Source organism: Azonexus caeni (assembly GCF_048146105.1).
Taxonomy (GTDB): domain Bacteria; phylum Pseudomonadota; class Gammaproteobacteria; order Burkholderiales; family Rhodocyclaceae; genus Azonexus; species Azonexus aromaticus_B.
Genome location: NZ_JBKJAD010000015.1, coordinates 1 through 22,497, shown reverse-complemented (window position 1 = coordinate 22,497; position 22,497 = coordinate 1). Strand labels below are relative to the sequence as shown.

26 protein-coding genes and 1 riboswitch are annotated in these 22,497 nt (G+C 65.6%); of the genes, 12 read left to right on the top strand and 14 right to left on the bottom strand.

Features of this window, described 5'->3' with window-relative positions:
- Window positions 1-4 precede the first annotated feature (4 nt).
- Window positions 5-451: a Na+/H+ antiporter subunit G gene (locus tag ACLIIZ_RS14050; RefSeq protein WP_416693114.1), complete on the top strand. Its 447-nt coding sequence runs from the start codon at window positions 5-7 to the stop codon at window positions 449-451.
- Here ACLIIZ_RS14050 and ACLIIZ_RS14045 read toward each other — a convergent pair.
- From ACLIIZ_RS14045 to ACLIIZ_RS14035, 3 genes are read right to left on the bottom strand one after another with little or no spacing between them, the layout of a single operon-like run.
- Complete coding sequence (locus tag ACLIIZ_RS14045; protein ID WP_416693112.1) at window positions 396-860, bottom strand: copper chaperone PCu(A)C; 465 nt, start codon at window positions 858-860, stop codon at window positions 396-398. The genes ACLIIZ_RS14050 and ACLIIZ_RS14045 overlap by 56 nt on opposite strands.
- A 16-nt stretch (window positions 861-876) precedes the next feature.
- Complete coding sequence (locus tag ACLIIZ_RS14040; RefSeq protein WP_416693109.1) at window positions 877-1,473, bottom strand: SCO family protein; 597 nt, start codon at window positions 1,471-1,473, stop codon at window positions 877-879.
- A gap of 1 nt (window position 1,474) precedes the next feature.
- On the bottom strand, window positions 1,475-1,930 hold the full coding sequence (locus ACLIIZ_RS14035) for a hypothetical protein (protein ID WP_416693107.1): 456 nt from the start codon (window positions 1,928-1,930) through the stop codon (window positions 1,475-1,477).
- Between the two features lie 164 nt (window positions 1,931-2,094).
- Between ACLIIZ_RS14035 and ACLIIZ_RS14030 the strand changes: the two genes are divergently transcribed.
- Window positions 2,095-2,586, top strand: a complete 492-nt coding sequence (locus ACLIIZ_RS14030; RefSeq protein ID WP_416693106.1) for a TlpA family protein disulfide reductase — start codon at window positions 2,095-2,097, stop codon at window positions 2,584-2,586.
- Window positions 2,587-2,596: 10 nt separating this feature from the next.
- On the opposite strand, the gene ACLIIZ_RS14025 is transcribed toward ACLIIZ_RS14030, so the two are convergent.
- A complete protein-coding gene (locus ACLIIZ_RS14025; RefSeq protein ID WP_416693105.1) occupies window positions 2,597-2,776 on the bottom strand; it encodes a LiaI-LiaF-like domain-containing protein in 180 nt (59 codons plus the stop codon).
- A gap of 16 nt (window positions 2,777-2,792) precedes the next feature.
- Complete coding sequence (locus ACLIIZ_RS14020; RefSeq protein WP_416693103.1) at window positions 2,793-5,015, bottom strand: RelA/SpoT family protein; 2,223 nt, start codon at window positions 5,013-5,015, stop codon at window positions 2,793-2,795.
- A 236-nt stretch (window positions 5,016-5,251) separates the two neighbouring features.
- Here ACLIIZ_RS14020 and ACLIIZ_RS14015 point away from each other — a divergent pair, with 236 nt between their 5' ends.
- The 5 genes from ACLIIZ_RS14015 (at window position 5,252) to ACLIIZ_RS13995 (ending at window position 11,940) form a co-directional block, all read left to right on the top strand.
- Window positions 5,252-6,220 (top strand): TAXI family TRAP transporter solute-binding subunit, encoded by a 969-nt coding sequence (locus ACLIIZ_RS14015; RefSeq protein ID WP_416693102.1) that lies wholly within the window; start codon window positions 5,252-5,254, stop codon window positions 6,218-6,220.
- Window positions 6,221-6,323: 103 nt separating this feature from the next.
- Window positions 6,324-8,918, top strand: a complete 2,595-nt coding sequence (locus ACLIIZ_RS14010) for a TRAP transporter permease (protein WP_416693100.1) — start codon at window positions 6,324-6,326, stop codon at window positions 8,916-8,918.
- 23 nt (window positions 8,919-8,941) lie between these two features.
- Window positions 8,942-10,243: a Glu/Leu/Phe/Val family dehydrogenase gene (locus tag ACLIIZ_RS14005; RefSeq protein WP_416693099.1), complete on the top strand. Its 1,302-nt coding sequence runs from the start codon at window positions 8,942-8,944 to the stop codon at window positions 10,241-10,243.
- A gap of 49 nt (window positions 10,244-10,292) precedes the next feature.
- Window positions 10,293-11,180, top strand: a complete 888-nt coding sequence (locus tag ACLIIZ_RS14000) for a DMT family transporter (protein ID WP_416693098.1) — start codon at window positions 10,293-10,295, stop codon at window positions 11,178-11,180.
- Between the two features lie 7 nt (window positions 11,181-11,187).
- Window positions 11,188-11,940, top strand: a complete 753-nt coding sequence (locus tag ACLIIZ_RS13995; RefSeq protein ID WP_416693097.1) for a M90 family metallopeptidase — start codon at window positions 11,188-11,190, stop codon at window positions 11,938-11,940.
- Window positions 11,941-11,980: 40 nt separating this feature from the next.
- Here the strand turns inward: ACLIIZ_RS13995 and fliW are convergent, their stop codons facing one another.
- The gene (gene fliW, locus ACLIIZ_RS13990) at window positions 11,981-12,418 is read right to left on the bottom strand and encodes a flagellar assembly protein FliW (RefSeq protein ID WP_416693096.1); all 438 of its coding nucleotides are present in this window, start codon (window positions 12,416-12,418) and stop codon (window positions 11,981-11,983) included.
- A gap of 119 nt (window positions 12,419-12,537) precedes the next feature.
- On the opposite strand from fliW, the gene ACLIIZ_RS13985 reads away from it, so the two are divergent.
- Window positions 12,538-14,844, top strand: a complete 2,307-nt coding sequence (locus tag ACLIIZ_RS13985) for a Tex family protein (RefSeq protein WP_416693095.1) — start codon at window positions 12,538-12,540, stop codon at window positions 14,842-14,844.
- Between the two features lie 203 nt (window positions 14,845-15,047).
- On the opposite strand, the gene ACLIIZ_RS13980 is transcribed toward ACLIIZ_RS13985, so the two are convergent.
- On the bottom strand, window positions 15,048-15,623 hold the full coding sequence (locus tag ACLIIZ_RS13980; RefSeq protein ID WP_416693093.1) for a TMEM165/GDT1 family protein: 576 nt from the start codon (window positions 15,621-15,623) through the stop codon (window positions 15,048-15,050).
- Window positions 15,624-15,627: 4 nt separating this feature from the next.
- Window positions 15,628-15,798: riboswitch (yybP-ykoY riboswitch) on the bottom strand.
- A 131-nt stretch (window positions 15,799-15,929) separates the two neighbouring features.
- Between ACLIIZ_RS13980 and ACLIIZ_RS13975 the strand changes: the two genes are divergently transcribed.
- Together ACLIIZ_RS13975 and ACLIIZ_RS13970 are read left to right on the top strand one after the other, a co-directional pair.
- Window positions 15,930-17,234, top strand: coding sequence for a ferredoxin reductase family protein (locus tag ACLIIZ_RS13975; protein WP_416693092.1), 1,305 nt, complete (start codon window positions 15,930-15,932; stop codon window positions 17,232-17,234).
- A gap of 170 nt (window positions 17,235-17,404) precedes the next feature.
- A complete protein-coding gene (locus tag ACLIIZ_RS13970) occupies window positions 17,405-17,806 on the top strand; it encodes a DUF1842 domain-containing protein (RefSeq protein WP_416693090.1) in 402 nt (133 codons plus the stop codon).
- A 217-nt stretch (window positions 17,807-18,023) separates the two neighbouring features.
- Here the strand turns inward: ACLIIZ_RS13970 and ACLIIZ_RS13965 are convergent, their stop codons facing one another.
- Genes ACLIIZ_RS13965 through ACLIIZ_RS13955 form a run of 3 tightly spaced genes read right to left on the bottom strand, consistent with a single transcriptional unit; the run spans window position 18,024 to window position 20,192 of the window.
- Complete coding sequence (locus tag ACLIIZ_RS13965) at window positions 18,024-18,743, bottom strand: hypothetical protein (RefSeq protein WP_416693088.1); 720 nt, start codon at window positions 18,741-18,743, stop codon at window positions 18,024-18,026.
- Window positions 18,740-19,108: an ATP-dependent Clp protease adaptor ClpS gene (locus ACLIIZ_RS13960; protein ID WP_416693087.1), complete on the bottom strand. Its 369-nt coding sequence runs from the start codon at window positions 19,106-19,108 to the stop codon at window positions 18,740-18,742. Before ACLIIZ_RS13960 ends, ACLIIZ_RS13965 begins: the two co-directional genes overlap by 4 nt.
- A 13-nt stretch (window positions 19,109-19,121) precedes the next feature.
- Window positions 19,122-20,192, bottom strand: coding sequence for an NADH:flavin oxidoreductase/NADH oxidase (locus ACLIIZ_RS13955; RefSeq protein ID WP_416693086.1), 1,071 nt, complete (start codon window positions 20,190-20,192; stop codon window positions 19,122-19,124).
- Window positions 20,193-20,364: 172 nt separating this feature from the next.
- Here ACLIIZ_RS13955 and ACLIIZ_RS13950 point away from each other — a divergent pair, with 172 nt between their 5' ends.
- Together ACLIIZ_RS13950 and ACLIIZ_RS13945 are read left to right on the top strand one after the other, a co-directional pair.
- The gene (locus tag ACLIIZ_RS13950; protein WP_416693084.1) at window positions 20,365-20,634 is read left to right on the top strand and encodes a hypothetical protein; all 270 of its coding nucleotides are present in this window, start codon (window positions 20,365-20,367) and stop codon (window positions 20,632-20,634) included.
- A 123-nt stretch (window positions 20,635-20,757) separates the two neighbouring features.
- Window positions 20,758-21,069: an addiction module protein gene (locus ACLIIZ_RS13945; protein WP_416693083.1), complete on the top strand. Its 312-nt coding sequence runs from the start codon at window positions 20,758-20,760 to the stop codon at window positions 21,067-21,069.
- On the opposite strand, the gene ACLIIZ_RS13940 is transcribed toward ACLIIZ_RS13945, so the two are convergent.
- From ACLIIZ_RS13940 to ACLIIZ_RS13925, 4 genes are all read right to left on the bottom strand, one after another.
- On the bottom strand, window positions 21,063-21,434 hold the full coding sequence (locus ACLIIZ_RS13940) for a type II toxin-antitoxin system prevent-host-death family antitoxin (RefSeq protein WP_416693082.1): 372 nt from the start codon (window positions 21,432-21,434) through the stop codon (window positions 21,063-21,065). The genes ACLIIZ_RS13945 and ACLIIZ_RS13940 overlap by 7 nt on opposite strands.
- Window positions 21,435-21,452: 18 nt before the next feature.
- Window positions 21,453-21,824, bottom strand: a complete 372-nt coding sequence (locus ACLIIZ_RS13935) for a phage virion morphogenesis protein (protein ID WP_416693081.1) — start codon at window positions 21,822-21,824, stop codon at window positions 21,453-21,455.
- Window positions 21,821-22,096 (bottom strand): hypothetical protein, encoded by a 276-nt coding sequence (locus tag ACLIIZ_RS13930; RefSeq protein WP_416693080.1) that lies wholly within the window; start codon window positions 22,094-22,096, stop codon window positions 21,821-21,823. The genes ACLIIZ_RS13935 and ACLIIZ_RS13930 overlap by 4 nt, the downstream gene beginning before the upstream one ends.
- Before the next feature lie 110 nt (window positions 22,097-22,206).
- The coding region (locus ACLIIZ_RS13925; protein WP_416693079.1) for a hypothetical protein at window positions 22,207-22,497 on the bottom strand (291 nt) is incomplete at its 5' end.

Below are 22,497 nucleotides of genomic sequence, written 5' to 3'. Positions count from 1 at the left end.
AAGCATGGCATGGTTCAACGAACTGCTCGTCTCGGCACTCATCGTCATCGGCGCCAGCTTTGCCCTGGTCGGCTCCTGGGGGCTGGTCCGGCTGCCCGACCTGATGAGCCGGCTGCACGCGCCGACCAAGGCAACGACGCTCGGCGTCGGCGGCGCCCTGGTCGCCTCGATGGTCTATTTCCTGGCCGGCAACGGCACGCTGTCGGTGCACGAACTGCTGATCACCCTGTTCCTGTTCCTGACCGCGCCGCTGACCGCCCACTTCCTGGCCAAGGCCTGGATGCACAGCCAGCGGCCAGGCGATCTGCCGCAACCCGCGCAGCGCGGCTGGTCGACTTTCGATGCCGGCGAAGCGGAGCGGGAAGCGGCGAGCGACCAGACCCGGCCGCCGCCACTCAGTGATGCATGTGGCTCATCGGCATCGCCGCCGGCATCGCCTTCGTCACCTTGACCTCGACCGACTTGCTGCTGCCGTCGGCGAAACCGAGCGTCAGTGGCACCACCTGCCCCTCGCTGAGCGGCGCCTGCATGTTGATCAGCATGATGTGCAGGCCGCTCGGCTGAAGCACCGCTTCGCCCCGGACGGGGATGACGATTTCGGGAATCTGGCGCATGCGCATCACGCCGTTGTCGTTGAGGTGCGTATGCAGTTCAGAGAGTTTCGAGGCCGGATTCGCCACCTTGACCAGCTTCGCCTCATTGGCGCCCTTGTTCTTCAACACCATGAAGGCAGCGGTGGCAGTGGCGTTGGGCGGCGCCAGGCGGATGTAGGGATCAACGACGGCGACGTCGTCGGCGCTGCCGGCAAGGACGGCGCTCGACAGGCCAAGGGCGGCGATCAGCAGGGACAGGCGTTTCATGGCAGGGCTCCTTGTTTCAGTTCAGGTATTGACGGATCAGCGCGACCATCTGTGCCGGCGGCGTGCCGTGCGCCAGGCGTGCGCGCAGGCGGCCGTCGGGGCCGACGAGGAAGGTTTCCGCCGAGTGATCGACGGCGTAGTTGCCGCCCTCGCCCGGCGGCTGCAATTTGTAGATCACGCCGTAGCGAGCGGCGACTTCGGCGATCTGCGGCGCGTCGCCGGTGACACCGACGAAGCTGGGGTCGAAGAATTCGAGATAGCTCTTGAGATGGGCCGGCGTGTCGCGTTGCGGGTCCACCGAGACGAAGAGCAGCGCGACCTTCTGTCGCTCTTCCGGGGTCAGCAGCGCGCGCGCTTCGAGCACGGTGTTGAGCGTCGTCGGGCAGATGTCGGGGCAGAAGGTGTAGCCGAAATAGACGAGGACGAGACGGCCGGCATAATCGTGCAGGGCGACCGGCCCGGCCGCGCCCTGCAGCGTGAAATCGCCGCCCGCCGGCAGCGGGTTGGGCGGCGTCGCCGGCCGGGCGCCGGGATCGGGATGCCAGAACAGCAGCAAGGCGAGAATCAGCGCGGCGAGCGCGGCGGCGATGGCGGCAAGGATGCGTTCAGACATGTCAGCCCGTCACGAAACGAAAGGGAATGGCCACCCGTGAACCGGGGAGATCGACCAGCACCGTCGCCTGCCAGCTCATGCGGCCGGTGACGCAGACCGGCAGCGTCGCCTCGCCGGAGAAGAGGCCCGGCGCGTCTTCCCGCAGCAAGGGGCGATTGAAGCCCATGTCCATGTCGACGCCAGCGAAATCGATCTCGACACGGCTGGCGCCGGCCGCCTCGACCGTCAGCGGGAAGGCCTTGACCAGCGGGATCGGCCGCGTGCCGATATTCAGCGTGACCCGCCCGCCGCCGGGCAGGCTGGCCGAACAGGCGCCTTCCTGCAGATTGCAGGCGGCGTCGGGTTCGACCGTCAGGTCCGACTTCGGCAGCAGCAGCGGCGACAGCTTGTAGCCGACGACGACGACCAGCAGGATCAGCAGGATGCCGATGAGGTCGAGGAGTATCTTCCTGTTCACTTGTTTCCTTCCGCATGGACTTGCCGCCAGGCGCCCGGCAAGACCGGCGGCGATTCTGGCACAGCCCCGCTGGCGCCCCCCTGCGACAAATTGCCGCAGGTCGGCGGACAGCTCATTTATCAAATGCTAATATTCAGCCCCTGCCCATTTTTTCCGACCGCCCCGTGAAGCAACTTCTTGCCGCCCTTGCCCTCGCCCTTGTCGCCAACCTGAGCAGCGCCCAGCCGGCACCGGACAGCGCCCCCTTCTTCGGCGCCACGCTGGCCAATGCCGACGACCGGCCGGTGGCGATGAGCCGCTACCGTGGCAAGCCGCTCGTGGTCAACTTCTGGGCCCGCTGGTGCCCGCCCTGCCGGGCCGAGATTCCCGAACTCAACAATTTCGCTAAAAAACACGCCGGCAAGATCGAGGTTGTGGGCATCGGCATCGAGGACGACGCGGCGGCGGTCAAGGCCTTCGCCCGCGACTTCCCGATCCAGTACCCGGTCTATCTCGCCCGCGAACAGGCGCACGCGCTGATGTCCGGCCTCGGCAACGCGCGCGGCGGTTTGCCCTACACGCTGTTCATCGACCGCAACGGCAAGGTGATCGGCGGCAAGCTCGGCATGCTGCGCCAGGCCGACCTCGACGCCGCGGCGCCGCTGCTGCTGCGCTGACCGCTGCCGCTCAGGAGCGATCCTGCCGGCCATCCCGGGAAAACAGCATGGTGATGCCGACGCCGATCGGGATCAGCGGCCACCAGGTGCCGATCAGTTGAAAGATGTTGACGTGAAAGAGGTCCAGGTTGGCGCCGAGGGCGACGACGCCGACGGTGATCAGGACGATGGCAGCAACGTTTCCCTTCATCGGGGACTCCCTGGATTCAGGCACGACGGACGCCGACAACGCCCTCGACCTCGTGGATCAGGCCCAGGGTGCGCTGCAACTGGCGCAGATTGACGATTTCGACGGTGAAGCTCATGTGCGCATTGCCCTGGCGCGACTGGGTGTTGACGCCGACAACGTTGAGCTTCTCGCGGGTGAAGATTTCCGAGATGTCGCGCAGCAGGCCCTGGCGGTCGTGCGCATCGACGACGATGTCGCAGGCGAAGGTGCCGGTCGTCTCGCTGCCCCAGTCGGTCTCGATCACCCGCTCCGGATGCAGCGCGGCGAGGTTGGCGAAATTCGGGCAATCGGCGCGGTGGATCGAAATCCCCTTGCCGCGCGTGATGAAACCGTGGATCTCGTCCGGCGGTGCCGGCTTGCAGCAGCGCGCGAGCTGGGTCAGCAGCTTGTCGACACCGACGATCAGGATGCCCTGATTGCCTTCGCTGTGCTTGCGCGGCGCCCGCGTCTGCACTTCGTCCGGCAGTTGCGCCTCGGTCGCCGCTTCGCCGCGCGCCGCCGCCTGGAACAGGCGCAGGTTGAGTTCGCCGCGGGCAGCGGCGATGTAGAGGTCGTCGGCCTTGGCGAACTCGAGGCGGCGCGCCAGTTCGTCGATGTTGGCGCCGGTCTGTCCGGCGCGCTGCAATTCCTTGGCCACCAGCGCCCGCCCTTCGGCCAGCGTCTCTTCCAGCGCCAGGTTGGCGAACCACGCGCGCACCTTGACCCGCGCGCTCTTGGTGTGGATGTAGCCGAGCGCCGGATTGAGCCAGTCGCGCGACGGTCCGCCCTGCTTGGCGGTCAGCACCTCGACCTGCTGCCCGGTTTCGAGCGGCGTGTTGAGCGGAATCAACTGGCCGTTGATCTTGGCGCCGCGGCAACGGTGACCGAGATCGGTATGGACGCGGTAGGCGAAATCGACGGCGGTCGATCCCGACGGCAGGTCGACGACGCGGCCTTGCGGCGTCATCACGTAGATGGTCTCGTCGAGCGCCGCCTGCTTGTAGTGGTTGACCCAGTCCGAGCTGTCGGCGACCTCGTTCTTCCAGGTCAGCAGCTGGCGCAGCCAGGCGATCTTCTCGTCGTAGGCGTCGGCCCCCGGCGCCTTGGCGCCTTCCTTGTAGCGCCAGTGCGCGGCGACGCCGAGTTCGGCGTGCTTGTGCATGTCCCAGGTGCGGATCTGGATTTCCAGACTGCGTCCGTCGGGACACTCGACCGCGGTATGCAGCGAGCGATAGTTGTTGCCCTTGGGCTTCGAGATGTAGTCGTCGAATTCCTTGGAAATCGGCGTCCACAGGTTGTGCACGATGCCGAGCGCGGTATAGCAGTCCTTGACGTCGTCGACGATGATGCGCAGGGCCCGCACGTCATAGACCTCGGCAAAGCCGACGCCCTTCTTGCGCATCTTGTTCCAGATGCTGTAGATGTGCTTCGGCCGACCGTAGATCTCCGCCTGGGCGATGCCGGCCTCGGCCAGCTCGGCGCGGACGCGGGCGACGGCATCGGCGATGAAGGCCTCGCGCTCGCTGCGCTTCTCGTCGAGCTGCTTGGCGATCGTCTTGTAGATGTCGGGATGGATGAAGCGGAACGACAGATCCTCCAGTTCCCACTTCAGCTCCCAGACGCCGAGCCGGTTGGCGAGCGGCGAATAGAGTTCCAGCGTCTCGCGCGCCACCTGCACGCGCAGGTCGTCGGGATTGGCCGCGTAATGGCGCAGGGTCTGCGTGCGGCTGGCCAGGCGCAGGAGGAGGACGCGGATGTCCTCGACCATGGCCAGCAGCATCTTGCGCAGGACTTCGACCTGGGCGCGGATTTCCGCCGGGTTGCTCTCGCCGGCCTCGAGGTCGACGGCGACGAAGCCCTTGGCGATCGGCCGCAGGCGGTTGAGCCGGAAGATGCCATAGACCAGGCTGGCGACCGCCTTGCCGAAGCGTTCCTCGATGTGGGCAACACCGTGCTCGTCCTGCGCGGGCACCGCGAAGAGCAGCGCGGCGATGCGCGAATCGGCATCGAGCCGCAGCCCGGCGATGATCACCGCCATGCCGAGCGCGTGCGGCCAGATGCCCTCGCCGCTGCCGAGCAGGCTGTTGCCGTAAATCTGCGCGGCGAAATCGACGGCGTCCCGGAGACGCCGGACATCGGCTTCCGGCAAGTTGGCCGTGAGCGCGGCCAGGAACTGTTCAGAGTCGCCGTGGGCGGCGACGGAATGGACGACGGAAACCATGGCCGCGATTATAGGTCTGAGTGACAAGGAATGACAGATGCGGACGGCAAATGCCGCGCTGGAGAAGGGTTTGCCGGGGACAGGGCGGGGAGTACCATCGGGGTTTACCCCAATCCCCGGCCCACCGTTTCTGTGGGACCGTCGACTGCCGTATGCGCCGTTTCGGCCAGTTGCCAGAGGCCACAAGCCTGAACGGCATTGCATCGTCCTTTTCACGTCACCCGTAAGGAGCAAACATGAAGAACTTCACCGTCCTGGCTTCCACCCTCGCCGTCATTGGCGCCCTCGGCGCTTCCCCGGCCATGGCCCAGCAGAAATTCGTCACCATCGGTACCGGCGGCGTGACCGGCGTTTATTACGCGGCGGGCGGCGCCATCTGCCGCCTGATGAACAAGGACCGCGCCAAGCACGGCATCCGCTGCTCGGTCGAAAGCACCGGCGGCTCGGTCTACAACGTGAACACGATCAAGGCTGGCGAACTCGATTTCGGCGTCTCGCAATCCGACGTCCAGTACAACGCGATCAAGGGCCTGGCCCAGTTCAAGGACGGCGGCGCGATGGGCGACCTGCGCGCCGTCTTCGCGCTGCACCCGGAACCGCTGACCATCGTTGCGCGCAAGGAAGCCAACGTGAAGAAGTTCGAGGACTTCAAGGGCAAGCGCTTCAACATCGGCGTTCCCGGCTCCGGCCAGCGCGCGACGATGGAAGTCCTGCTGCCGGCAATCGGCATGAAGACTGCCGATTTCTCGCTGGTCTCCGAACTGAAGCCTGACGAGCATGGCGCCGCCCTGTGCGACAACAAGATCGACGGCTTCGCCTTCGTCGTCGGTCACCCGGCCGCCAACATCCAGGACGTCACCACCACCTGCGGCGCCCAACTGGTCAATGTCACCGGCCCCGGCGTCGACAAGCTGATCGCCAGCTTCCCCTACTACGCCAAGGCGACCATCCCGGGCGGCCTCTACGCCAACAACCCGAACGGCGCCACCACCTTCGGCGTCGTCGCCAGCATCGTCAGCTCGGCCAAGGTGCCGGACGAAGTGGTGTACACCCTGGTCAAGTCGGTATTCGAGAATTTCGACGAGTTCAAGAAGTTGCACCCGGCGTTCTCCCACCTCGACCCGAAGACGATGATCAAGGACGGTCTGTCGGCCCCGCTGCACAACGGTGCGGTCAAGTACTACAAGGAAAAGGGCTGGATGTAAGCGCCCCGCGTTGCGCGTCGCCGGGGGCGACGCGCGATGACACGGCGGCGGTTTGTCGAGGGGCAGCCCGCCGCCTTTCTGGAAATTCCCGGAGAAGCTTCTCATGACGAGCCCGGACAAAAACACCACCGTGCATGAACTGAGCGAAGAGCAGCTCAAGCAGATCGTTGCCGAAGCCGATACCGGCGGCCGCAAACCGACCGGCATCGCAGCCAGGCTACTCGTTGCCGTCGCCCTGGCCTGGTCCCTGTTCCAGTTGTGGATCGCCTCGCCGCTGCCTTTCTCGCTCGGCGTCTTCGTCCTCAACGACACCCAGTCGCGAGCCATCCACCTGGCGTTTGCCGTCTTCCTCGCCTTTGCCGCCTACCCGGCCTGGAAACGCTCGCCGCGCGCCTACGTTCCCGCCATCGACTGGTTGCTGGCCGGCGTCGGCGCCGTCTGTGCCGCCTATCTATTCCTCTTCTACAGCGAACTCGCCAGCCGCCCCGGCATGCCGACCACGCTCGACCTGGCCGTCGCCGTCACCGGTCTTGTCCTGCTGCTCGAAGCCGCCCGCCGTGCCCTCGGCCTGCCGATGGTCATCCTTGCCATCGTCTTCCTCGGTTACATCTTCCTCGGCCCTTACATGCCGGAGGTCATCGCCCACCGCGGCGCCTCGCTGGCCAAAGGCATGAGCCATATCTGGCTGACCACCGAAGGCGTCTTCGGCGTCGCGCTCGGCGTCTCGGCGAGCTTCATCTTCCTTTTCGTGCTCTTCGGCGCGCTGCTGGAAACGGCTGGCGCCGGCAACTATTTCATCAAGTCGGCGATCGCCCTGCTCGGCCACATGCGCGGCGGACCGGCCAAGGCGGCCGTCGTCGCCTCGGCCAGCACCGGGCTGATTTCCGGCTCGTCGATCGCCAACGTCGTCACCACCGGCACCTTCACCATCCCGCTGATGAAGAGCGTCGGCTACCGCGCCGACCAGGCGGCGTCGGTCGAGGTCGCCTCGTCGGTCAATGGCCAGATCATGCCGCCGGTGATGGGCGCCGCTGCCTTCCTGATGGTCGAGTACGTCGGCATCCCGTACACGCAGGTGATGAAGCACGCGATCGTCCCGGCGCTGATTTCCTACATCGCGCTGTTCTACATCGTGCATCTGGAAGCGCTGAAGATGAAACTCGAAGGGCTGCCAAGGCGCGAACCGCTGCCCTGGCAGAAAGCGCTGGTGTCCACCGTGATGACGGTATCCGGGCTGGTCATCCTGTCCGCCGTCATCTACTGGGGTTTCGGCTGGATCAAGACGGTGGCCGGCGACGCCGCCTTCGCCATCGTCAGCGTGCTGATGCTCGGCGCCTACATCGCCATCATCCGTTTCTCCGCCCGCTATCCCGAGCTGCACATGGACCGGCCGGACGAGAAGATGGAATTCCTGCCGGAAATCGGGCCGACACTGAAGTCCGGCCTGCACTTCCTGCTGCCGGTCGCCGCGCTGGTCTGGAACCTGATGGTCGAACAACTCTCGCCGGCCCTCTCCGCCTTCTGGGCGACCCTGTTCCTGATGTTCATCCTGGTCACGCAGCGCCCGCTTTTCGCCTATTTCCGCGGCCAGGGCGAATTCGCTGCCGCCGCCCGGCAGGGCTTCCAGGATCTGTTCGACGGCCTGGTCACCGGCGCCCGCAACATGATCGGCATCGGCATCGCCACCGCGACGGCCGGCATCATCGTCGGCACCGTGACGCTGACCGGCGTCGGCCTGGCGATGACCGAACTGGTCGAAATCCTTTCCGGCGGCAACCTGATGGTCATGCTCGGGCTGGTCGCCGTGATTTCGCTGATCCTCGGCATGGGCCTGCCGACCACTGCCAACTACATCGTCGTGTCGACCTTGATGGCGCCGGTGATCGTCGAACTCGGCGCGCAGAGCGGCCTGCTCGTGCCGCTCATCGCCGTCCACCTGTTCGTCTTCTACTTCGGTCTGATGGCCGACGTCACGCCGCCGGTCGGCCTGGCCTCCTACGCGGCGGCCGGCATCGCCAAGAGCGACCCGATCAAGACCGGCTTCACCGCCTTCGGCTACAGCGCGCGGACGGCGATCCTGCCCTTCATGTTCATCTTCAACACCCAGCTATTGCTGATCGGCATCACCGATGCCTTCCACCTGATCCTGACCGTTGTCAGCGCGACGCTGGCCAGCCTGATGTTCGCCGCCGCGACGCAGGGCTGGTTCCTGGTCCGCAATCGTCTGCACGAAACCCTGCTCCTGCTGCTCGTCACCTTCAGCCTGTTCCGCCCCGGTTTCTGGATGGACATGATCTATCCGCCATTCGACGAAGCCGCCCCGACCGAACTGACGCGCCTCGTCGAAGCGGCGCCGAAGGATGGCAAGCTGCGCGTCTGGGTCGAAGGTCTCAGCCTCGAAGGCCAGGAAGTCACCAAGGGCGTGCTGCTTTCGCTCGGCGCCCCAGGCAAGGCCAGCGAACGCCTGGCCAGCATGGGACTGACCGTGATGACGCTGGGCGACCAGGTGCAGGTCGCCGCCGTACGCTTCGGCAGCCCGGCGGAAAAACTCGGCCTGGAACAGGGCTTCAACCTGACCCGGATCGAGATTCCGCACCCGGATCGTCCGGACAAGGAATGGATCTTCATCCCGGCGCTGCTCCTGCTGGCGCTGGTCTGGTTCATGCAGAACGCGCGCCGCCGGCGCGAGGCCGCCTGAACCGTCACTGAAAGGAGTTCCCGATGAGCCAATCGCGCATCCCGCCCGCCAGCCTGGGCGGGCTCTCCTACCTCGACCCGGCCGCGCCGGAGCCCTGGGCCAGCTTCATCGAGCAGATCGAACGGGTGCGCCCCCATCTCGGCCCGCTTGAGCGCTGGATTGAAACTCTGAAGCACCCGAAACGGACGCTGATCGTCGACATCCCGATCGAACGCGACGACGGGACGATCGCCCATTTCGAGGGCTACCGCGTGCAGCACAACCTGTCGCGCGGTCCCGGCAAGGGCGGCATCCGCTACCACCCGGCGGTGACGCTCAACGAGGTGATGGCGCTGGCCGGCTGGATGACCGTCAAGAACGCCGCCATCGGCCTGCCCTTCGGCGGCGCCAAGGGCGGCATCCGGGTCGATCCGGCAACGCTGAGCAGCGGCGAACTGGAACGCGTGACCCGCCGCTTCACCTCGGAAATCGGCATCATCATCGGCCCCGACCGCGACATCCCGGCGCCCGACGTCGGCACCAACGCCAAGATCATGGCGATGATGATGGACACCTTCTCGATGAACCGCGGCGGCACCGCCACCGGCGTCGTCACCGGCAAGCCGGTCGCCCTTGGCGGCAGTCTCGGCCGCCAGGAAGCCACCGGCCGCGGCGTCTATTTCTGCGCCCGCGAGGCCGGCAAGCGCCAGCACATCGCCATGGAAGGCGCGCGCATCGTCGTCCAGGGCTTCGGCAACGTCGGCGGCATCGCCGCCCGCCTGTTCCGCGCCGCCGGCGCCCGGGTGATCGCCATCGCCGACCACACGGCAACGCTGGTCAACGAGTCCGGCATCGACATCCCCGCCGCCCAGGCCTGGGCCGCCGAACACGCGGGCCTGGCCGGCTTCCCCGGTGCCGCACCGATCGACATCGAGGACTTCTGGCAACTGGAGTGCGACTACCTGGTGCCGGCCGCGCTCGAAGGCCAGATCACCCCGGAACGCGCCGCCCGCGTGCGCGCCCGCGTCGTCGTCGAAGGCGCCAACGGGCCGACCACGCCGGCCGCCGACGACGTGCTGCGCAGCCGTGGCGTTCTGGTCGTCCCCGACGTGCTGGCCAATGCCGGCGGCGTCACCGTTTCCTACTTCGAATGGGTGCAGGATTTCTCCAGCTTCTTCTGGACCGAAGACGAAATCAACGCCCGGCTGGAGCGCATCATGGTCAGCGCCTTCGATGCGATCTGGCAGGTTGCCCAGGAAAAACAGGTGCCTTTGCGCACCGCCGCCTTCATCATCGCCTGCCACCGGGTCCTCGAAGCCCGCGCCGAACGGGGGCTCTACCCCTGATCCACCCCACCGTCGAACCCGTGGTCGACGGTGCCGCATCCCGCCGACCATGCCGAAATTCCTGACCAACCCTTACCTGCTGCTGACCCTGACCGCGCTCTTCTGGTCGGGCAACATGGTGCTCGGCCGCGGCATCCGCGCCGACGTGCCGCCGCTGGCGCTCGCCTTCTGGCGCTGGGCGATCGCCTTCCTGCTCGTCCTGCCGCTGGCGTTGCCGCATTTCAAGGCGCAGTGGCCGCTGCTGAAAAAAGGCTGGCGGCCGGTGCTGCTTCTCGGCCTGCTCGGCGTCGGCGGCTACAACACCTTCGCCTATCTGGCGCTGCAGACGACGACGGCGACCAACGCGGTGCTGCTCAACTCCTTCATCCCGGTCGCCACCATCGCCATTTCCTGGGCCTTCCTCGGCAAGCGGCTGACGCCGCTGGCGGCAACCGGCGTCGTCGTTTCGCTGCTCGGCGCGCTGGCCATCGTCGCCCGCGGCGAACTGGGCGTGCTGCTCCATCTCAACCTCAACATCGGCGACCTCTGGATGCTCGGCGCCGTCGCCGTCTGGGCCATCTACACCGTCGGTCTGGCCTGGCGCCCGGCCGGCGTGCACCCGATGCTGGCGCTCGCCGCGTTCACGCTGGTCGGCCTCGCCGCCCTGTTTCCCGCCTACCTGTGGGAGATGGCGCAAGGGCGGACGATCAACGTGCATGCCGGATCGCTGCTCTCGCTCGCCTACGTCGGCATTTTCCCGAGCTTCGTCGGCTACATCTTCTACAACCGCGGCGTTGCCGAAGTCGGCGCCAACAAGGCCAGCCTGTTCATCCACCTGATGCCGGTGTTCGGCACCCTGCTCTCGGTCGTCTTTCTGGGCGAAATCCCGCACCCCTACCACTATGCCGGGATCGCGCTGATCTTCGCCGGCATCTGGCTGACGATGAAGAAAGGCTGAGCGGCGGATGGGCCTGTTCGACTGGCTGCGCCGCCGTCCGGCGGCAATCCCCGACGACCTCTGGCAACGGACGCTGGCCAGCCAGCCCTTCCTCGCCGCGCTCGACGCCGATGAGGCGCGCCGCCTGCGGGCGCTGGCCGAACGCTTCCTGGCCGACAAGGAATTCACCGCCGCCGGCGGGCTCGAACTGAGCGACGAAATCTGCGTCGCCATCGCCGCCCAGGGTTGCCTGCCGGTGCTCGAACTCGGCCTCGGCGCCTACGGCGACTGGGTTGGCATCGTCGTCTATGCCGACGAGTTCGTCGTCCCGCGCGAAATCGCCGACGACGACGGCGTGGTGCACCGTTACGCCGACGTGCTCTCCGGCGAGGCCTGGGAAGGCGGCCCGCTGCTCGTTTCCTGGCGCGACGTGCAGATGGCCGGCGGCGACTACAACGTCGTCATCCACGAGTTCGCGCACAAGCTCGACATGCTCAACGGCGAAGTGGACGGCATGCCGGCGCTGCATTCCGGAATCACCGCCGAACGCTGGGAAGGCGTTCTCCTTCCCGCTTACGACGATTTCTGCGCCCGCGTCGACGCCGGCGAGGAAACGATCATCGACCCCTACGCCGCCGAGGCCCCCGGGGAATTCTTCGCCGTTCTCAGCGAATGCTTCTTCGGCATTCCCGATGTCGTCGCCGCCGAATACCCGGCGCTTTACGAACTACTACGCGATTACTACCGGCAGGACCCGTTAGCCCGCCTGCAGAAAAAATAAAAGCCGGCGCGCAGGCCGGCTTGGCGTGGGTGTCGAGGAATCAGACCTTGTTCACCAGGTTGGACAGCGTGACGTTGGTGGTCATCTGCGCCAACAACTTCTGCAGGCCGACGCGGGCCTTGAGGTTGATGATCAGCGGCGCGCGCAGGCTGGGGGCGACGCCGCCGCCTTCTTCCTGCTTGTAGAGGGTGATCATCACCGCCACGTCGTCGGCGGCCGGCGACTGCAGCAGCGCGTTTTCCTCGTCGGTGAGTTCCAGCTCGTAGTTGAAGCCGAGCGCGGTCGGATCGATGATCTGGAAAGCCAGCGCCGCGTCATCCACCGACTGCAGCGTGAAGCTCTGCGGCTCGCCCTTGCCTTCTTCGTGAGCGAGCATGAACTGCTTCTTGTCTTCGAAACCGATCAGGCCGTTCGGAAAGCTGATGACCTTGTCTTCTGCCACATCGACGGTACCAAACAGATAGGTATTCACTTGCATGTGCTCTCTCCTCTTGAGTTGGGATGTATCAATTGGCATCCTACACCACTCCGCAGAGAGTTGTAATTCACCTTCAGATTACGGCATCATTGCCGCCCCCTTCAGCAGTCGCCGCCCCCATGCTCGCTCCCATCGAACACCGCATCGCCCTCGAACTCAACGTCCGTCCGGCCCAGGTCAAGGCCGCCGTCCAGCTCCTCGACGAAGGCGCCACCGTGCCTTTCATCGCCCGCTACCGCAAGGAAGTCACCGGCGAACTCGACGACACGCAACTGCGCACGCTGGAAGAGCGCCTCGGTTACCTGCGCGAACTCGAGGATCGCCGCGGCGCGGTGCTGGCCAGCATCGAGGAACAGGGCAAGCTGACGCCGGAACTGCGCGGCGAGATCGAGAACGCCGAAACGAAGCAGCGCCTCGAAGACCTCTACCTGCCGTACAAGCAGAAGCGCCGGACCAAGGCGCAGATCGCCCGCGAGGCCGGCATCGAGCCGCTCGCCCTCGGTCTGCTGGAAAACCCCGAGCTGACGCCGGAAGACGAAGCCGAGAAATACCTCAACGCCGACGCCGGTTTCGCCGACACCAAGGCGGTACTCGACGGCGCCCGCCAGATCCTGATGGAGAAGTTCGCCGAAGACGCGCAACTCTTGCAGACGCTGCGCGACTACCTGAAGGAACACGGCCTGCTCAAATCGACCGTCGTCGAAGGCAAGGAAACCGAAGGCGCCAAATTCCGCGACTGGTTCGACTTCGCCGAATCCATCGTCGACATGCCCTCGCACCGGGCGCTGGCGCTCTTGCGCGGGCGCAACGAAGGCTTCCTCAACGTCGCGCTGGTGCTCGACTCGGAACTCAACGAAGACGCCGTCAAGCCCGGCCCGAATGCCTGCGAACAGCGCATCGCTGCCCGCTTCGGCATCAAGCACCAGAACCGCCCGGCCGACAAATGGCTGCAGGACACCGTGCGCTGGACCTGGAAGGTCAAGGTCTACACCCACCTCGAACTCGAACTCGTGAATGAACTGCGCGAGCGCGCCGAGGAAGAAGCCATCCGCATCTTCGGCAAGAACCTCAAGGACCTGCTGCTCGCCGCGCCGGCCGGCCAGCACGTGACCATGGGCATCGACCCGGGCATCCGCACCGGCTGCAAGATCGCCGTCGTCGATGCCACCGGCAAGCTGCTCGACACCGCCACCATCTACCCGCACGAACCGCGCAACGACTGGGGCGGCTCGATCTCGACCATCGCCCGCCTGGCCTCGACGCATGGCGTCACGCTGGTCGCCATCGGCAACGGCACCGCCAGCCGCGAGACCGACAAGCTGGTGCAGGACGTCATGAAGAAGTACCCGGAAGCGCGGCTGCAGAAAATCGTCGTCTCGGAAGCCGGCGCCTCGGTGTACTCGGCTTCCGAACTCGCCGCCAAGGAATTCCCCGACCTCGACGTCTCGATCCGCGGCGCGGTCTCGATTGCCCGCCGCCTACAGGACCCACTCGCCGAACTGGTGAAGATCGAACCGAAGTCGATCGGCGTCGGCCAGTACCAGCACGACGTTTCGCAATCCAAGCTGGCGAAGAACCTGGATGCCGTGGTCGAGGACTGCGTCAATGCCGTCGGCGTCGACGTCAACACCGCCTCGGTGCCGCTGCTGACCCGCATCTCCGGCCTCAACGGCAGCCTGGCCGCCAACATCGTCGGCTACCGCGACGCCCACGGCGCCTTCAAGTCGCGCGACGAACTGAAGAAGGTGCCGCGCCTCGGCGACAAGACTTTCGAACAGGCCGCCGGCTTCCTGCGCGTGCCGAACGGCGACAACCCGCTCGACGCGTCTTCCGTGCACCCGGAAGCCTACCCGCTGGTCGAGAAGATCATCGTCGACCTGAAGAAGCCGATCAAGGAACTGCTCGGCAACAGCCAGGCGCTCAAGGGCCTCAACCCGGCCAAATACACCGACGAGCGCTTCGGCCTGCCGACCGTCCAGGACATCTTCAAGGAACTGGAAAAACCCGGCCGCGACCCGCGCCCCGAGTTCAAGACCGCGACCTTCGCCGACGGCGTCGAGGAAGTGAAAGACCTGCGCCCGGGCATGATCCTCGAAGGCGTGGTGACCAACGTCGCCGCCTTCGGCGCCTTCGTCGACATCGGCGTGCATCAGGACGGCCTGGTCCATGTCTCGGCGCTGTCCAATACCTTCGTCAAGGACCCGCACGACGTGGTCAAGGCCGGCCAGGTGGTCAAGGTCAAGGTGCTGGAAGTCGACCTCGCCCGCCAGCGCATCGCGCTCACCATGCGCATGAGCGACGAGCCGAAGAAGCACGATGCCGGCAGCCAGCGCGGCGCCCCGCTGTCGAAACAGCAGGCCCGCCACAACGCGCCGCCGCCGGCCGGCAACGCGATGGCCAACGCCTTCGCCAAGCTCAAGCGATAGCCGGGACAAATCCAGCGCATCGGCATTGTCAATTGGCGAGGCGGCAAGGCCTTGCCGACAATGACGGCATACCGATCCCGAAGGAAACCGTCATGACCCGCCTTGCCACCAACGCTTTCCGGAAACACCCGGTCCGTTTCGCAGCCGGCATCGCCATCAATCTGGGCGGCGTGCTCGCGCTTGCCGCCCAGCTCTAAGCCCGCCTAGAACCCCAGGCTGCCGCCGGCGCCGAGCAGGGTCGCGATGCCGAGCACGGCAAAGATGGCGGCGGCGATCGCATGCACGACGCGCACCGGTATGCGGTTGGCGATGCGGTCGCCGAGCAGCACGGCCGGCACGTTGGCGATCATCATGCCCAGCGTGGTGCCGGCAACGACGGCGACGACCGCCTGATACTGCGCGGCCAGCGCCACTGTCGCGACCTGCGTCTTGTCGCCCATCTCGGCCAGGAAAAAGGCAATCAGCGTCGTCCCGAAAACCCCGTAACGCGCCAGCGCCGCCTCGTCGTCGTCCATCTTGTCGGGAATCAGCGTCCACACCGCCATCGCGATGAAGGACAGGCCGAGCACCCAGCGCATCGTTCCCGGCGCCACCAGTGACGTGATCCAGGCGCCGAGCGCGCCGGCAAAAGCGTGGTTGGCAATGGTGGCGACCAGGATGCCGACGATGATCGGCAGCGGCTTACGGAACTTGGCGGCGAGGATGAAGGCGAGCAGTTGCGTCTTGTCGCCGATTTCGGCCAGGGCAACGATGCCCGTGGAAATGAGGAAAGCTTCCATCTGAAGATACCTGGCCGGATCAGGACGATTGACCACATCGCTTCTCCGGCCCGGGAAAGCGACATGGTCAAAGGTCTTGCCAAGTACGGAACCGCCTGCGCCATGTCCCGCAGGACAAGTCTGTTGACGCAGGCCTCTGGCGGATGCAGAGCGGCTACTCCCCAATGACGGGGCGGATTATACACAGCTCCGGCGGCCCCCGCTCGCAACATCGCTTGCATTTGCTTACATCCCGAAACCGGCGAGCGGCAGACTGTCCGTTGCCTGCGGCGTAGACTTGAGGCCTCACGAAAAGGGAGAAAAACAATGAAACATCCGCGCTTGCTGCTCGGCCTGTTGCCGCTCGGCCTCTGGGCCGCCTTTGCCCTGCCCGATCTACTGGCCGCCGAACAGGGCGGCCCCTGGTTCTGGCGGCGCAACCTGATCCTGCTCTCCGGCATCGTCGCGCTGTGGTGGATGAGCGCCGGCATGCTGCTCGCCACCCGCGCCCCCTGGCTGGAAAAGCGCTTCGGCGGGCTGGACAAGCTCTACCGCCTGCACAAGAACATCGGCATCGGCGCCGGTCTCCTGGTGCTGCTGCACTGGCAACTCGAATGGCTGCCGAAAACCCTGTCCAAGGCCGGGCTGATCGCCGGGCCGAACCGGCCGCGCGGGCCGCGCGGCGAGCCCGACATGTGGATCGAGCTGGCCAAGGACGTCGGCGAATGGGCCGGCTACATCCTGATGGCGCTGGTCGTCGTCGCCCTGCTCCGGCGCCTGCCCTATCACTGGTTCCGCCTCGCGCACAAAGCTTTCGGCCTGATCTTCCTGGGCGGCGCCTTCCACGGCCTGCTGCTGATGCCCAAGGAATTCTGGCAGACGCCGCTGGCCTGGGCGACGCTCGCCGTCGCCGCGCTCGGCGTGGTGCCGGCGCTGCTCTCGCTGAGCGGCCGCATCGGCCGCCGGCGCCAGCATCCGGCGCAGGTTGAACAGGTCCGGCAGGCCGACGGCCAGGTACTGGAAATCGTCTGCCGTCCAGCCGCCTCCTGGCCCGGCCACCAGGCCGGCCAGTTCCTGCTGGCCGATTTCGGCGTGCGCGGCGAAGGCGCCCACCCCTTCACCATCGCCTCGGCCTGGAGCGCCGAAACCGGCACCCTGACGCTCGCCGTCAAGGCGCTCGGCGACTTCACCGGCAAGCTGCCGCAAACTGTCGCCGCCGGCCAGACGATCCGTCTCGAAGGCCCTTACGGCCAGTTCGACTTCGCCTCGGCCTCGGCCCGCCAGATCTGGGTCGCCGGCGGCATCGGCATCACGCCCTTCCTCGCCCGCCTGCAAACGCTCGCCGCCAGCGGCCAGCGCGCCGACGTCGATCTCTTCTACTCCAGCGCCAGCGACAGCCCCTTCCCGGAACAGCTCGACGCCCTCTGCGCCCGCACCGGCGTTCGCCTGCACCGTCGCCTGAGCGAGCGCGACGGCCCGTTCACCGGCGAGGAAATCACCGCCTGCCGCAGCGACGGCACCAGCGTCTGGTTCTGCGGCCCGCGCCGCTGGGGCGAAGCGCTGGCCCGCCTGTTCCAGGAAAAAGGCCTGGCGCGCGACGACTTCCATCAGGAAGCCTTCGAGTTCCGCTAAGCCGCCACCAATTCCGCCGGAACTGCTCCGACGGAAGCCCATCACGCACCTGCGCCGCGTAGCCGCAGCGCAGGTGTAACAAAACTCTGCTTTCCAGGAAACTATTCCCATGGCATCGTCCACCAAGGAATGCATTTCGCATTCCTGGTCAACCTCAAAAGGAGATGACGATGACAACCACAGTTGGCAAAGTAGGTGTATATCTCGTCCATGGAACCGCCGGCAATGTCGGTACTCCGGGCGCCCCGATCCTTCATTTTTCCTTGATGGTCAACGCCAGCACCGGCGCCGTCAGCGGCCAGGCCCGCCAGACGCAGGCCGTTCAAGGCCCGATGTCCGACGTCCTGATCAGCAACGTGACCGGCCAGATTCGCTACACCGGCCTCGGCGAATACACCAAGATCGTTTCCCTGCAAGGCAGTGCCGTCATCACGGTGCCACCGCCGGCGATCGGTGCCTATCTGGCTCCCTTCGATGCCCACTTTGCCATTAACGACGCCTGGGAAGGCGTCGGTGGCTGGAGCCTGGGCGGCACCAGCGTAGAAAACGTTCCCGTCACCAGCGAGCACTAAGCCCGCTCCAAGGTCCGCGCCATGTCGCGCGGACCTGCCAATCACCCTCCGCGCCCGCACCGACGCACGCCTGCGCCGCCGGCAAAGCGAACGCAAGGGCCCTTCGGCGGCGACCGCAGCAGCATCTGGCTCTGTGGCCCGCACCGCGGGAACGAAGCACAGGCCTGGCGCGCGACGACTTTCATCAGGAAGCCTTCGAACTCCGCTGAAACTCCCCTCAGCCCGGGTTCAGCACCTTGAACACCTCATCGCGCAGGCGGGCAGCGATCGCACGGTAGTAAGGATCGCTCTCGCTGCCCAGATAGTCGTCAAGCAGCACCAGCCTGCCGGGAAAATCCCGGCAATCCTGCACCCGCCCGAGCGCCGCGTCGAAGCGCCGGTGCGCCAGGCCGGCGGGGCTGCGCGTCTGCTGTGCGAAGCATTCGAGGAAACGCGGCAGCCGCGCCGCCAGGTATTCCCCCCAGGCGGCCACATCGTCCGCCGTGTAGTAATGCAGCCAGATGTCCTGGGCATAGATCGCCGGTTGCGGATCGGCCCGGTAACCTTCGAGGATGATCTCGTTGCCGTCGTCGGTCACCGTCACCACACAGGCGTCGGCCAGCGTCCCCGGCAAGCGGGCGATCACCGCGTTGTTGCGCTGGCGCAGTTCGTCCAGTTCGGGAAAGCCTTCCAGCAGTTCGCCGATCCGCTCGCGCCGGCCGCTCAGACGCTCGGCCGCGCCGGCATCGCTGGCAAAGAGGAATTCCAGCGTGAAGCGCGAACCCCAGCGCACATCCCAGCCCCACTTGTCGCACTGACACCAGAAGGCCAGCACCCCCGCTGCGCTCTCCTGCTGCCAATCGGCAACATTGCCCGGCGCTGCCACGAACCCGGCCGGCAAGCGGGGCGAAATGGCCGCCCGCAACAATTTGTACACCGCCTTGCTGGTCAGCTTCATGAACCCACTCCGTCCAGCGCCACGGCTCGACAACGCAACGGCCAGCCCGCCTTCCTTGCCGCTTCCGTCAACGTCGACGCCGCTGTCGCCGCCGTCGCCGCATCGATGACCGGAATCAGCACCCCACCGTGACCATGCGCCAAGGCTGCGGCCAGCAGCGCGTCGCCACGCGCCAGCCCGAGTTCGGCCTGCAGCACCTGCTCGATGAAGCGCAGCGGCGTCCGGGGATCGTCCAGGATCTCCACCGCCTGTGCGACGTCTCCTTCCAGCAGGCCGCCCAGCGCCGGAAAGGCGCAGCCCGGCAACATCCGCGCAGGCGCCGTCCGGCGTCGCCACCAGGCCCGGAATTCCTGCACAACCGACATCACCGCCAGCCTCTCAACGAGCGACCGGTTTCGCCCGCAGGTACTGCTTCGGCCACGCCACCTCGGCCCCCAGCGCCTGCGCCGCCTGCAGCGGCCAAAACGGGTTGCGCAACAGTTCGCGGCCGACCAGCACGAGGTCGGCCTCGCCCTTGGCAATGATGGCCTCGGCCTGCGCCGCCTCGGTGATCAAGCCCACCGCCGCCACCGGCAAGCCAGCCTCGCTCCGGATGCGCGTCGCGAACGGCACCTGGAAGCCCGGCCCGGCGGGAATCTTCGCATCAGCCACTAGGCCGCCGGTCGACACATCGACCAGATCGACCCCATCGTCCTTGAGCAGCCGACAGAGTTCCACCGTCTGCGCGGCATCCCAGCCGCCCTCCACCCAGTCCGTCGCCGACAGCCGGATCAGCAGCGGCATGCCGGCCGGCAGCACTGCCCGCACCGCCGCCACGACCTCACGCACGAGCCGCGTGCGGCCGGCAAAATCGCCGCCGTAGCCGTCATCGCGCAGATTGGACAAGGGCGACAGGAACTGATGCAGCAGGTAGCCATGCGCGGCGTGAATCTCCACCGCCCGGAAACCCGCCCGCACAGCCCGCCGCGCCGCTGCTGCAAAGGCATCGACGACACGCCAGATGCCGCCCGCATCCAGCGCCAGCGGCGCCGCATAGGTACCGAAGGCCAAAGGAGAAGGCGCCACCGCCGTCCACCCGCCTTCCGCCGCCGTCAGCGTGCGCTGCGCCTCCCAGCCCAGACCGACGCTGGCCTTGCGCCCGGCGTGCGCCAGCTGGATCGCCGGCACCGCCCCCTGCCCCTCGATCAAGCGCAGCACGCGCGCCAGGGGCTCGACCTGCTCGTCGTGCCAGAGGCCGAGATCGCCCGGGCTGATCCGCCCCTCCGCCAGCACCGCCGTCGCCTCGACGATCACCAGCCCCACCCCGCCCACCGCCCGACTGCCGTAATGCTGCACATGCCAGTCGTTGGCGACGCCTTCGCAGGCAGAGTACTGGCACATCGGCGGCATGCCGATGCGGTTGGGCAAGCACAGGTCCCGCAGAGTAAAAGGGGCGAACAAGGCGGACATCGGAATCTCCGGGCAAGGATGAAAAGGGAAAGCGCCGGGCAATCCTGCCACAGCCAGCAGGAAGCCCAAACCGCAGCATATTGCTTTCGTCAGTAACGATGCTACTCTCAAGCCGCCGCCGGCAGGAAGCCATCGCGGCATTGCACTAACGATCAACTACCGAGAGGTCATGATGAAAAAACTGCTTATGGGATTGCTGGCTGGCTTGTTCACCGCAAGCCTCTGTTTCGCGCAAGCCGCGGACTGCGAATCGAAGGCCGTCAGCAAGGACGGCAAGCCCCTGGCCGGCGCCGCCAAGGCCTCGTTCATGAAGAAATGCCAGGCAGAAAACAAGGGCAGCGCCAAAGCCGCCTGCGAAGCCAAGGCCATGGACAAGAACGGCAAGGCCCTGGCCGGCGCTGCCAAGGCTTCATTCATGAAGAAGTGCGAAGCCGGGCAGTAATCGCCCCAACCCCGCGGCAATACGGAAAACGCGGTCGCTGAAAAACTGCAATCTCGCCGAGGCCCGGCACCTTGCCCCGGCAGATTGCAGCGCCCCGGCCGAAAAAACCAGAAGGCGCGCACCATGCCCCAAATACCCGCTGACGACAACGAAACCCCCACCCCACAGCTGGCGCCGGACGAATCCGCCAGCTTGATGGAAGACCCGCCGTTCAGTCTCGATCAAGACGACGGAATACTCGCCAGTTGGATCGAAGAAGCCGAACGCCGGACCGATGCGTACGAGCGAGGTGAAATGGGCACGATAGATTTCGACGAAGCCATTGCCCTGGCGCGCGCCCGGATCGCAAGCTTTGAACGGGGAATCGCCAGGCGTGCCGCACAACTCGATAGCGGCGAAGTGGAAACAGACGCCCCCCAGCAGGATGGCTATTGAATCGGGTTGCCGGCAACATCCAGGCCAAAATCGGCAAGCTCACGCTCAAGCGTTTCCGCGGTCGAGCGAATCACTGCCACACCACTGCGCCCCAAGAGATCGATCATTTCGCTGACGGAAACATCAGCCAGCCTTGCCGCCTGCCTGAGAGAAATACGCTCATCGTCGAACAGCCTGATCGCCAACGCCACCCCCAACCCGTCACTGAACAGCGCTTCATCACACGGCACGGCAACAAACACCGGCCTGCCCCGCCGGGTAACCACCGACAACTCGCCATCCTCCGCCCTGCGGAGCAACTCCCCAGGATGTTCACGCAGATCGCGGATGGTAAAAATTTGCATGGTGAAATTCAGTTCCGCCAATACCAGATCAAGACATCCCTAACGATAGCGGCGCGACAAAGCATCAAGCCGTGCTTGCTGGTCCGGCGAGCACTTCGAGATGAAAGAGGAGGGACTCACCTTATTCTCCTTGTGGATGATTTTACTGAGAACATCTACGAAGACGTCGAGCAATGCTGCTTCGTCGGCCGGCGCAAGGGTAGTTGCGTTGGGATAGGACTTCAGCATTGAGGGTTTCCACGGCGCCCATGGCTGGCCGAAGGGGTCGGTCCGTGCCTCGAAGCGGTTACGGACATGCGTTTCATCGTCATGCCAAGCACACTCATGGCAGCGATATGTCATCGTCAGCTTGCCGATCCGATTGAGCACTGTAGTCAGCAGTTTGGAATCGACCGTAATGCTCAGGTTCATGGCGCAGGCTGCTTTCTCAGCCAGTCCGGGATCAGTTTTCCGGAGCGGTCTGCGTCAGGCGGTATGGGTGTTGCCGGAACGGTGCGGATGACTTGGTCGGTCAGAGGGTCGGTTTCGAATCCATCAAGCGTAGCCAGCTCATCGTACGTCAAGCCGTAGTACGTTTCGCCGGGCGAAATCTGGGACTTGAAATCACCGCAGTCCGGGTAGTCGGTGCGGCCCATCACGACGACCCTGTCCTCTTTCGGGTGATACGAACAGGCGACGTACATCACAATTCCTTTTCATTCAGAACCTGATCAAGGGCCGCCCGTGTTTCCGGGAAGGCATCAGCCACGCTCAAAAAATTAGCGCTTCCGGTGCCATGGCGCAAGGCATGGAGTTACGCCGCGGTTTCCAGTACGCCAATTGAACAGGCTTGAGTGAAATCCTCGATTTCATCGGCGAGAACATCCTCTGCATTCCTATGTACATTTCCAGAACAGCAGATTTCTTGCGCCACGCCAGTCTGTGTCTGGCGACAATTGGTTTTTCCGGTAACGACAACTAGCAGCCTGTCGGACTTGAGGCGACCTGGCTGCTGAAATTGAGCTTGGATGGCCGAGATTTGGTGATTTTTATCTGGAAGCGCACGATTTTCCCTTGTTTTTGCTACTGCGGACGCAATACGGCC

Bases quoted from the DNA above. Each gene is read 5' to 3' on its own strand.
- ACLIIZ_RS14050 (WP_416693114.1), top strand. From the start codon at position 5: ATGGCATGGTTCAACGAACTGCTCGTCTCGGCACTCATCGTCATCGGC.
- ACLIIZ_RS14045 (WP_416693112.1), bottom strand. From the start codon at position 860: ATGAAACGCCTGTCCCTGCTGATCGCCGCCCTTGGCCTGTCGAGCGCC.
- ACLIIZ_RS14040 (WP_416693109.1), bottom strand. From the start codon at position 1,473: ATGTCTGAACGCATCCTTGCCGCCATCGCCGCCGCGCTCGCCGCGCTG.
- ACLIIZ_RS14025 (WP_416693105.1), bottom strand. From the start codon at position 2,776: ATGAAGGGAAACGTTGCTGCCATCGTCCTGATCACCGTCGGCGTCGTC.
- ACLIIZ_RS14020 (WP_416693103.1), bottom strand. From the start codon at position 5,015: ATGGTTTCCGTCGTCCATTCCGTCGCCGCCCACGGCGACTCTGAACAG.
- ACLIIZ_RS14015 (WP_416693102.1), top strand. From the start codon at position 5,252: ATGAAGAACTTCACCGTCCTGGCTTCCACCCTCGCCGTCATTGGCGCC.
- ACLIIZ_RS14010 (WP_416693100.1), top strand. From the start codon at position 6,324: ATGACGAGCCCGGACAAAAACACCACCGTGCATGAACTGAGCGAAGAG.
- ACLIIZ_RS14005 (WP_416693099.1), top strand. From the start codon at position 8,942: ATGAGCCAATCGCGCATCCCGCCCGCCAGCCTGGGCGGGCTCTCCTAC.
- ACLIIZ_RS14000 (WP_416693098.1), top strand. From the start codon at position 10,293: ATGCCGAAATTCCTGACCAACCCTTACCTGCTGCTGACCCTGACCGCG.
- ACLIIZ_RS13995 (WP_416693097.1), top strand. From the start codon at position 11,188: ATGGGCCTGTTCGACTGGCTGCGCCGCCGTCCGGCGGCAATCCCCGAC.
- fliW (WP_416693096.1), bottom strand. From the start codon at position 12,418: ATGCAAGTGAATACCTATCTGTTTGGTACCGTCGATGTGGCAGAAGAC.
- ACLIIZ_RS13985 (WP_416693095.1), top strand. From the start codon at position 12,538: ATGCTCGCTCCCATCGAACACCGCATCGCCCTCGAACTCAACGTCCGT.
- ACLIIZ_RS13980 (WP_416693093.1), bottom strand. From the start codon at position 15,623: ATGGAAGCTTTCCTCATTTCCACGGGCATCGTTGCCCTGGCCGAAATC.
- ACLIIZ_RS13975 (WP_416693092.1), top strand. From the start codon at position 15,930: ATGAAACATCCGCGCTTGCTGCTCGGCCTGTTGCCGCTCGGCCTCTGG.
- ACLIIZ_RS13970 (WP_416693090.1), top strand. From the start codon at position 17,405: ATGACAACCACAGTTGGCAAAGTAGGTGTATATCTCGTCCATGGAACC.
- ACLIIZ_RS13965 (WP_416693088.1), bottom strand. From the start codon at position 18,743: ATGAAGCTGACCAGCAAGGCGGTGTACAAATTGTTGCGGGCGGCCATT.
- ACLIIZ_RS13960 (WP_416693087.1), bottom strand. From the start codon at position 19,108: ATGTCGGTTGTGCAGGAATTCCGGGCCTGGTGGCGACGCCGGACGGCG.
- ACLIIZ_RS13955 (WP_416693086.1), bottom strand. From the start codon at position 20,192: ATGTCCGCCTTGTTCGCCCCTTTTACTCTGCGGGACCTGTGCTTGCCC.
- ACLIIZ_RS13950 (WP_416693084.1), top strand. From the start codon at position 20,365: ATGAAAAAACTGCTTATGGGATTGCTGGCTGGCTTGTTCACCGCAAGC.
- ACLIIZ_RS13945 (WP_416693083.1), top strand. From the start codon at position 20,758: ATGCCCCAAATACCCGCTGACGACAACGAAACCCCCACCCCACAGCTG.
- ACLIIZ_RS13935 (WP_416693081.1), bottom strand. From the start codon at position 21,824: ATGAACCTGAGCATTACGGTCGATTCCAAACTGCTGACTACAGTGCTC.
- ACLIIZ_RS13930 (WP_416693080.1), bottom strand. From the start codon at position 22,096: ATGTACGTCGCCTGTTCGTATCACCCGAAAGAGGACAGGGTCGTCGTG.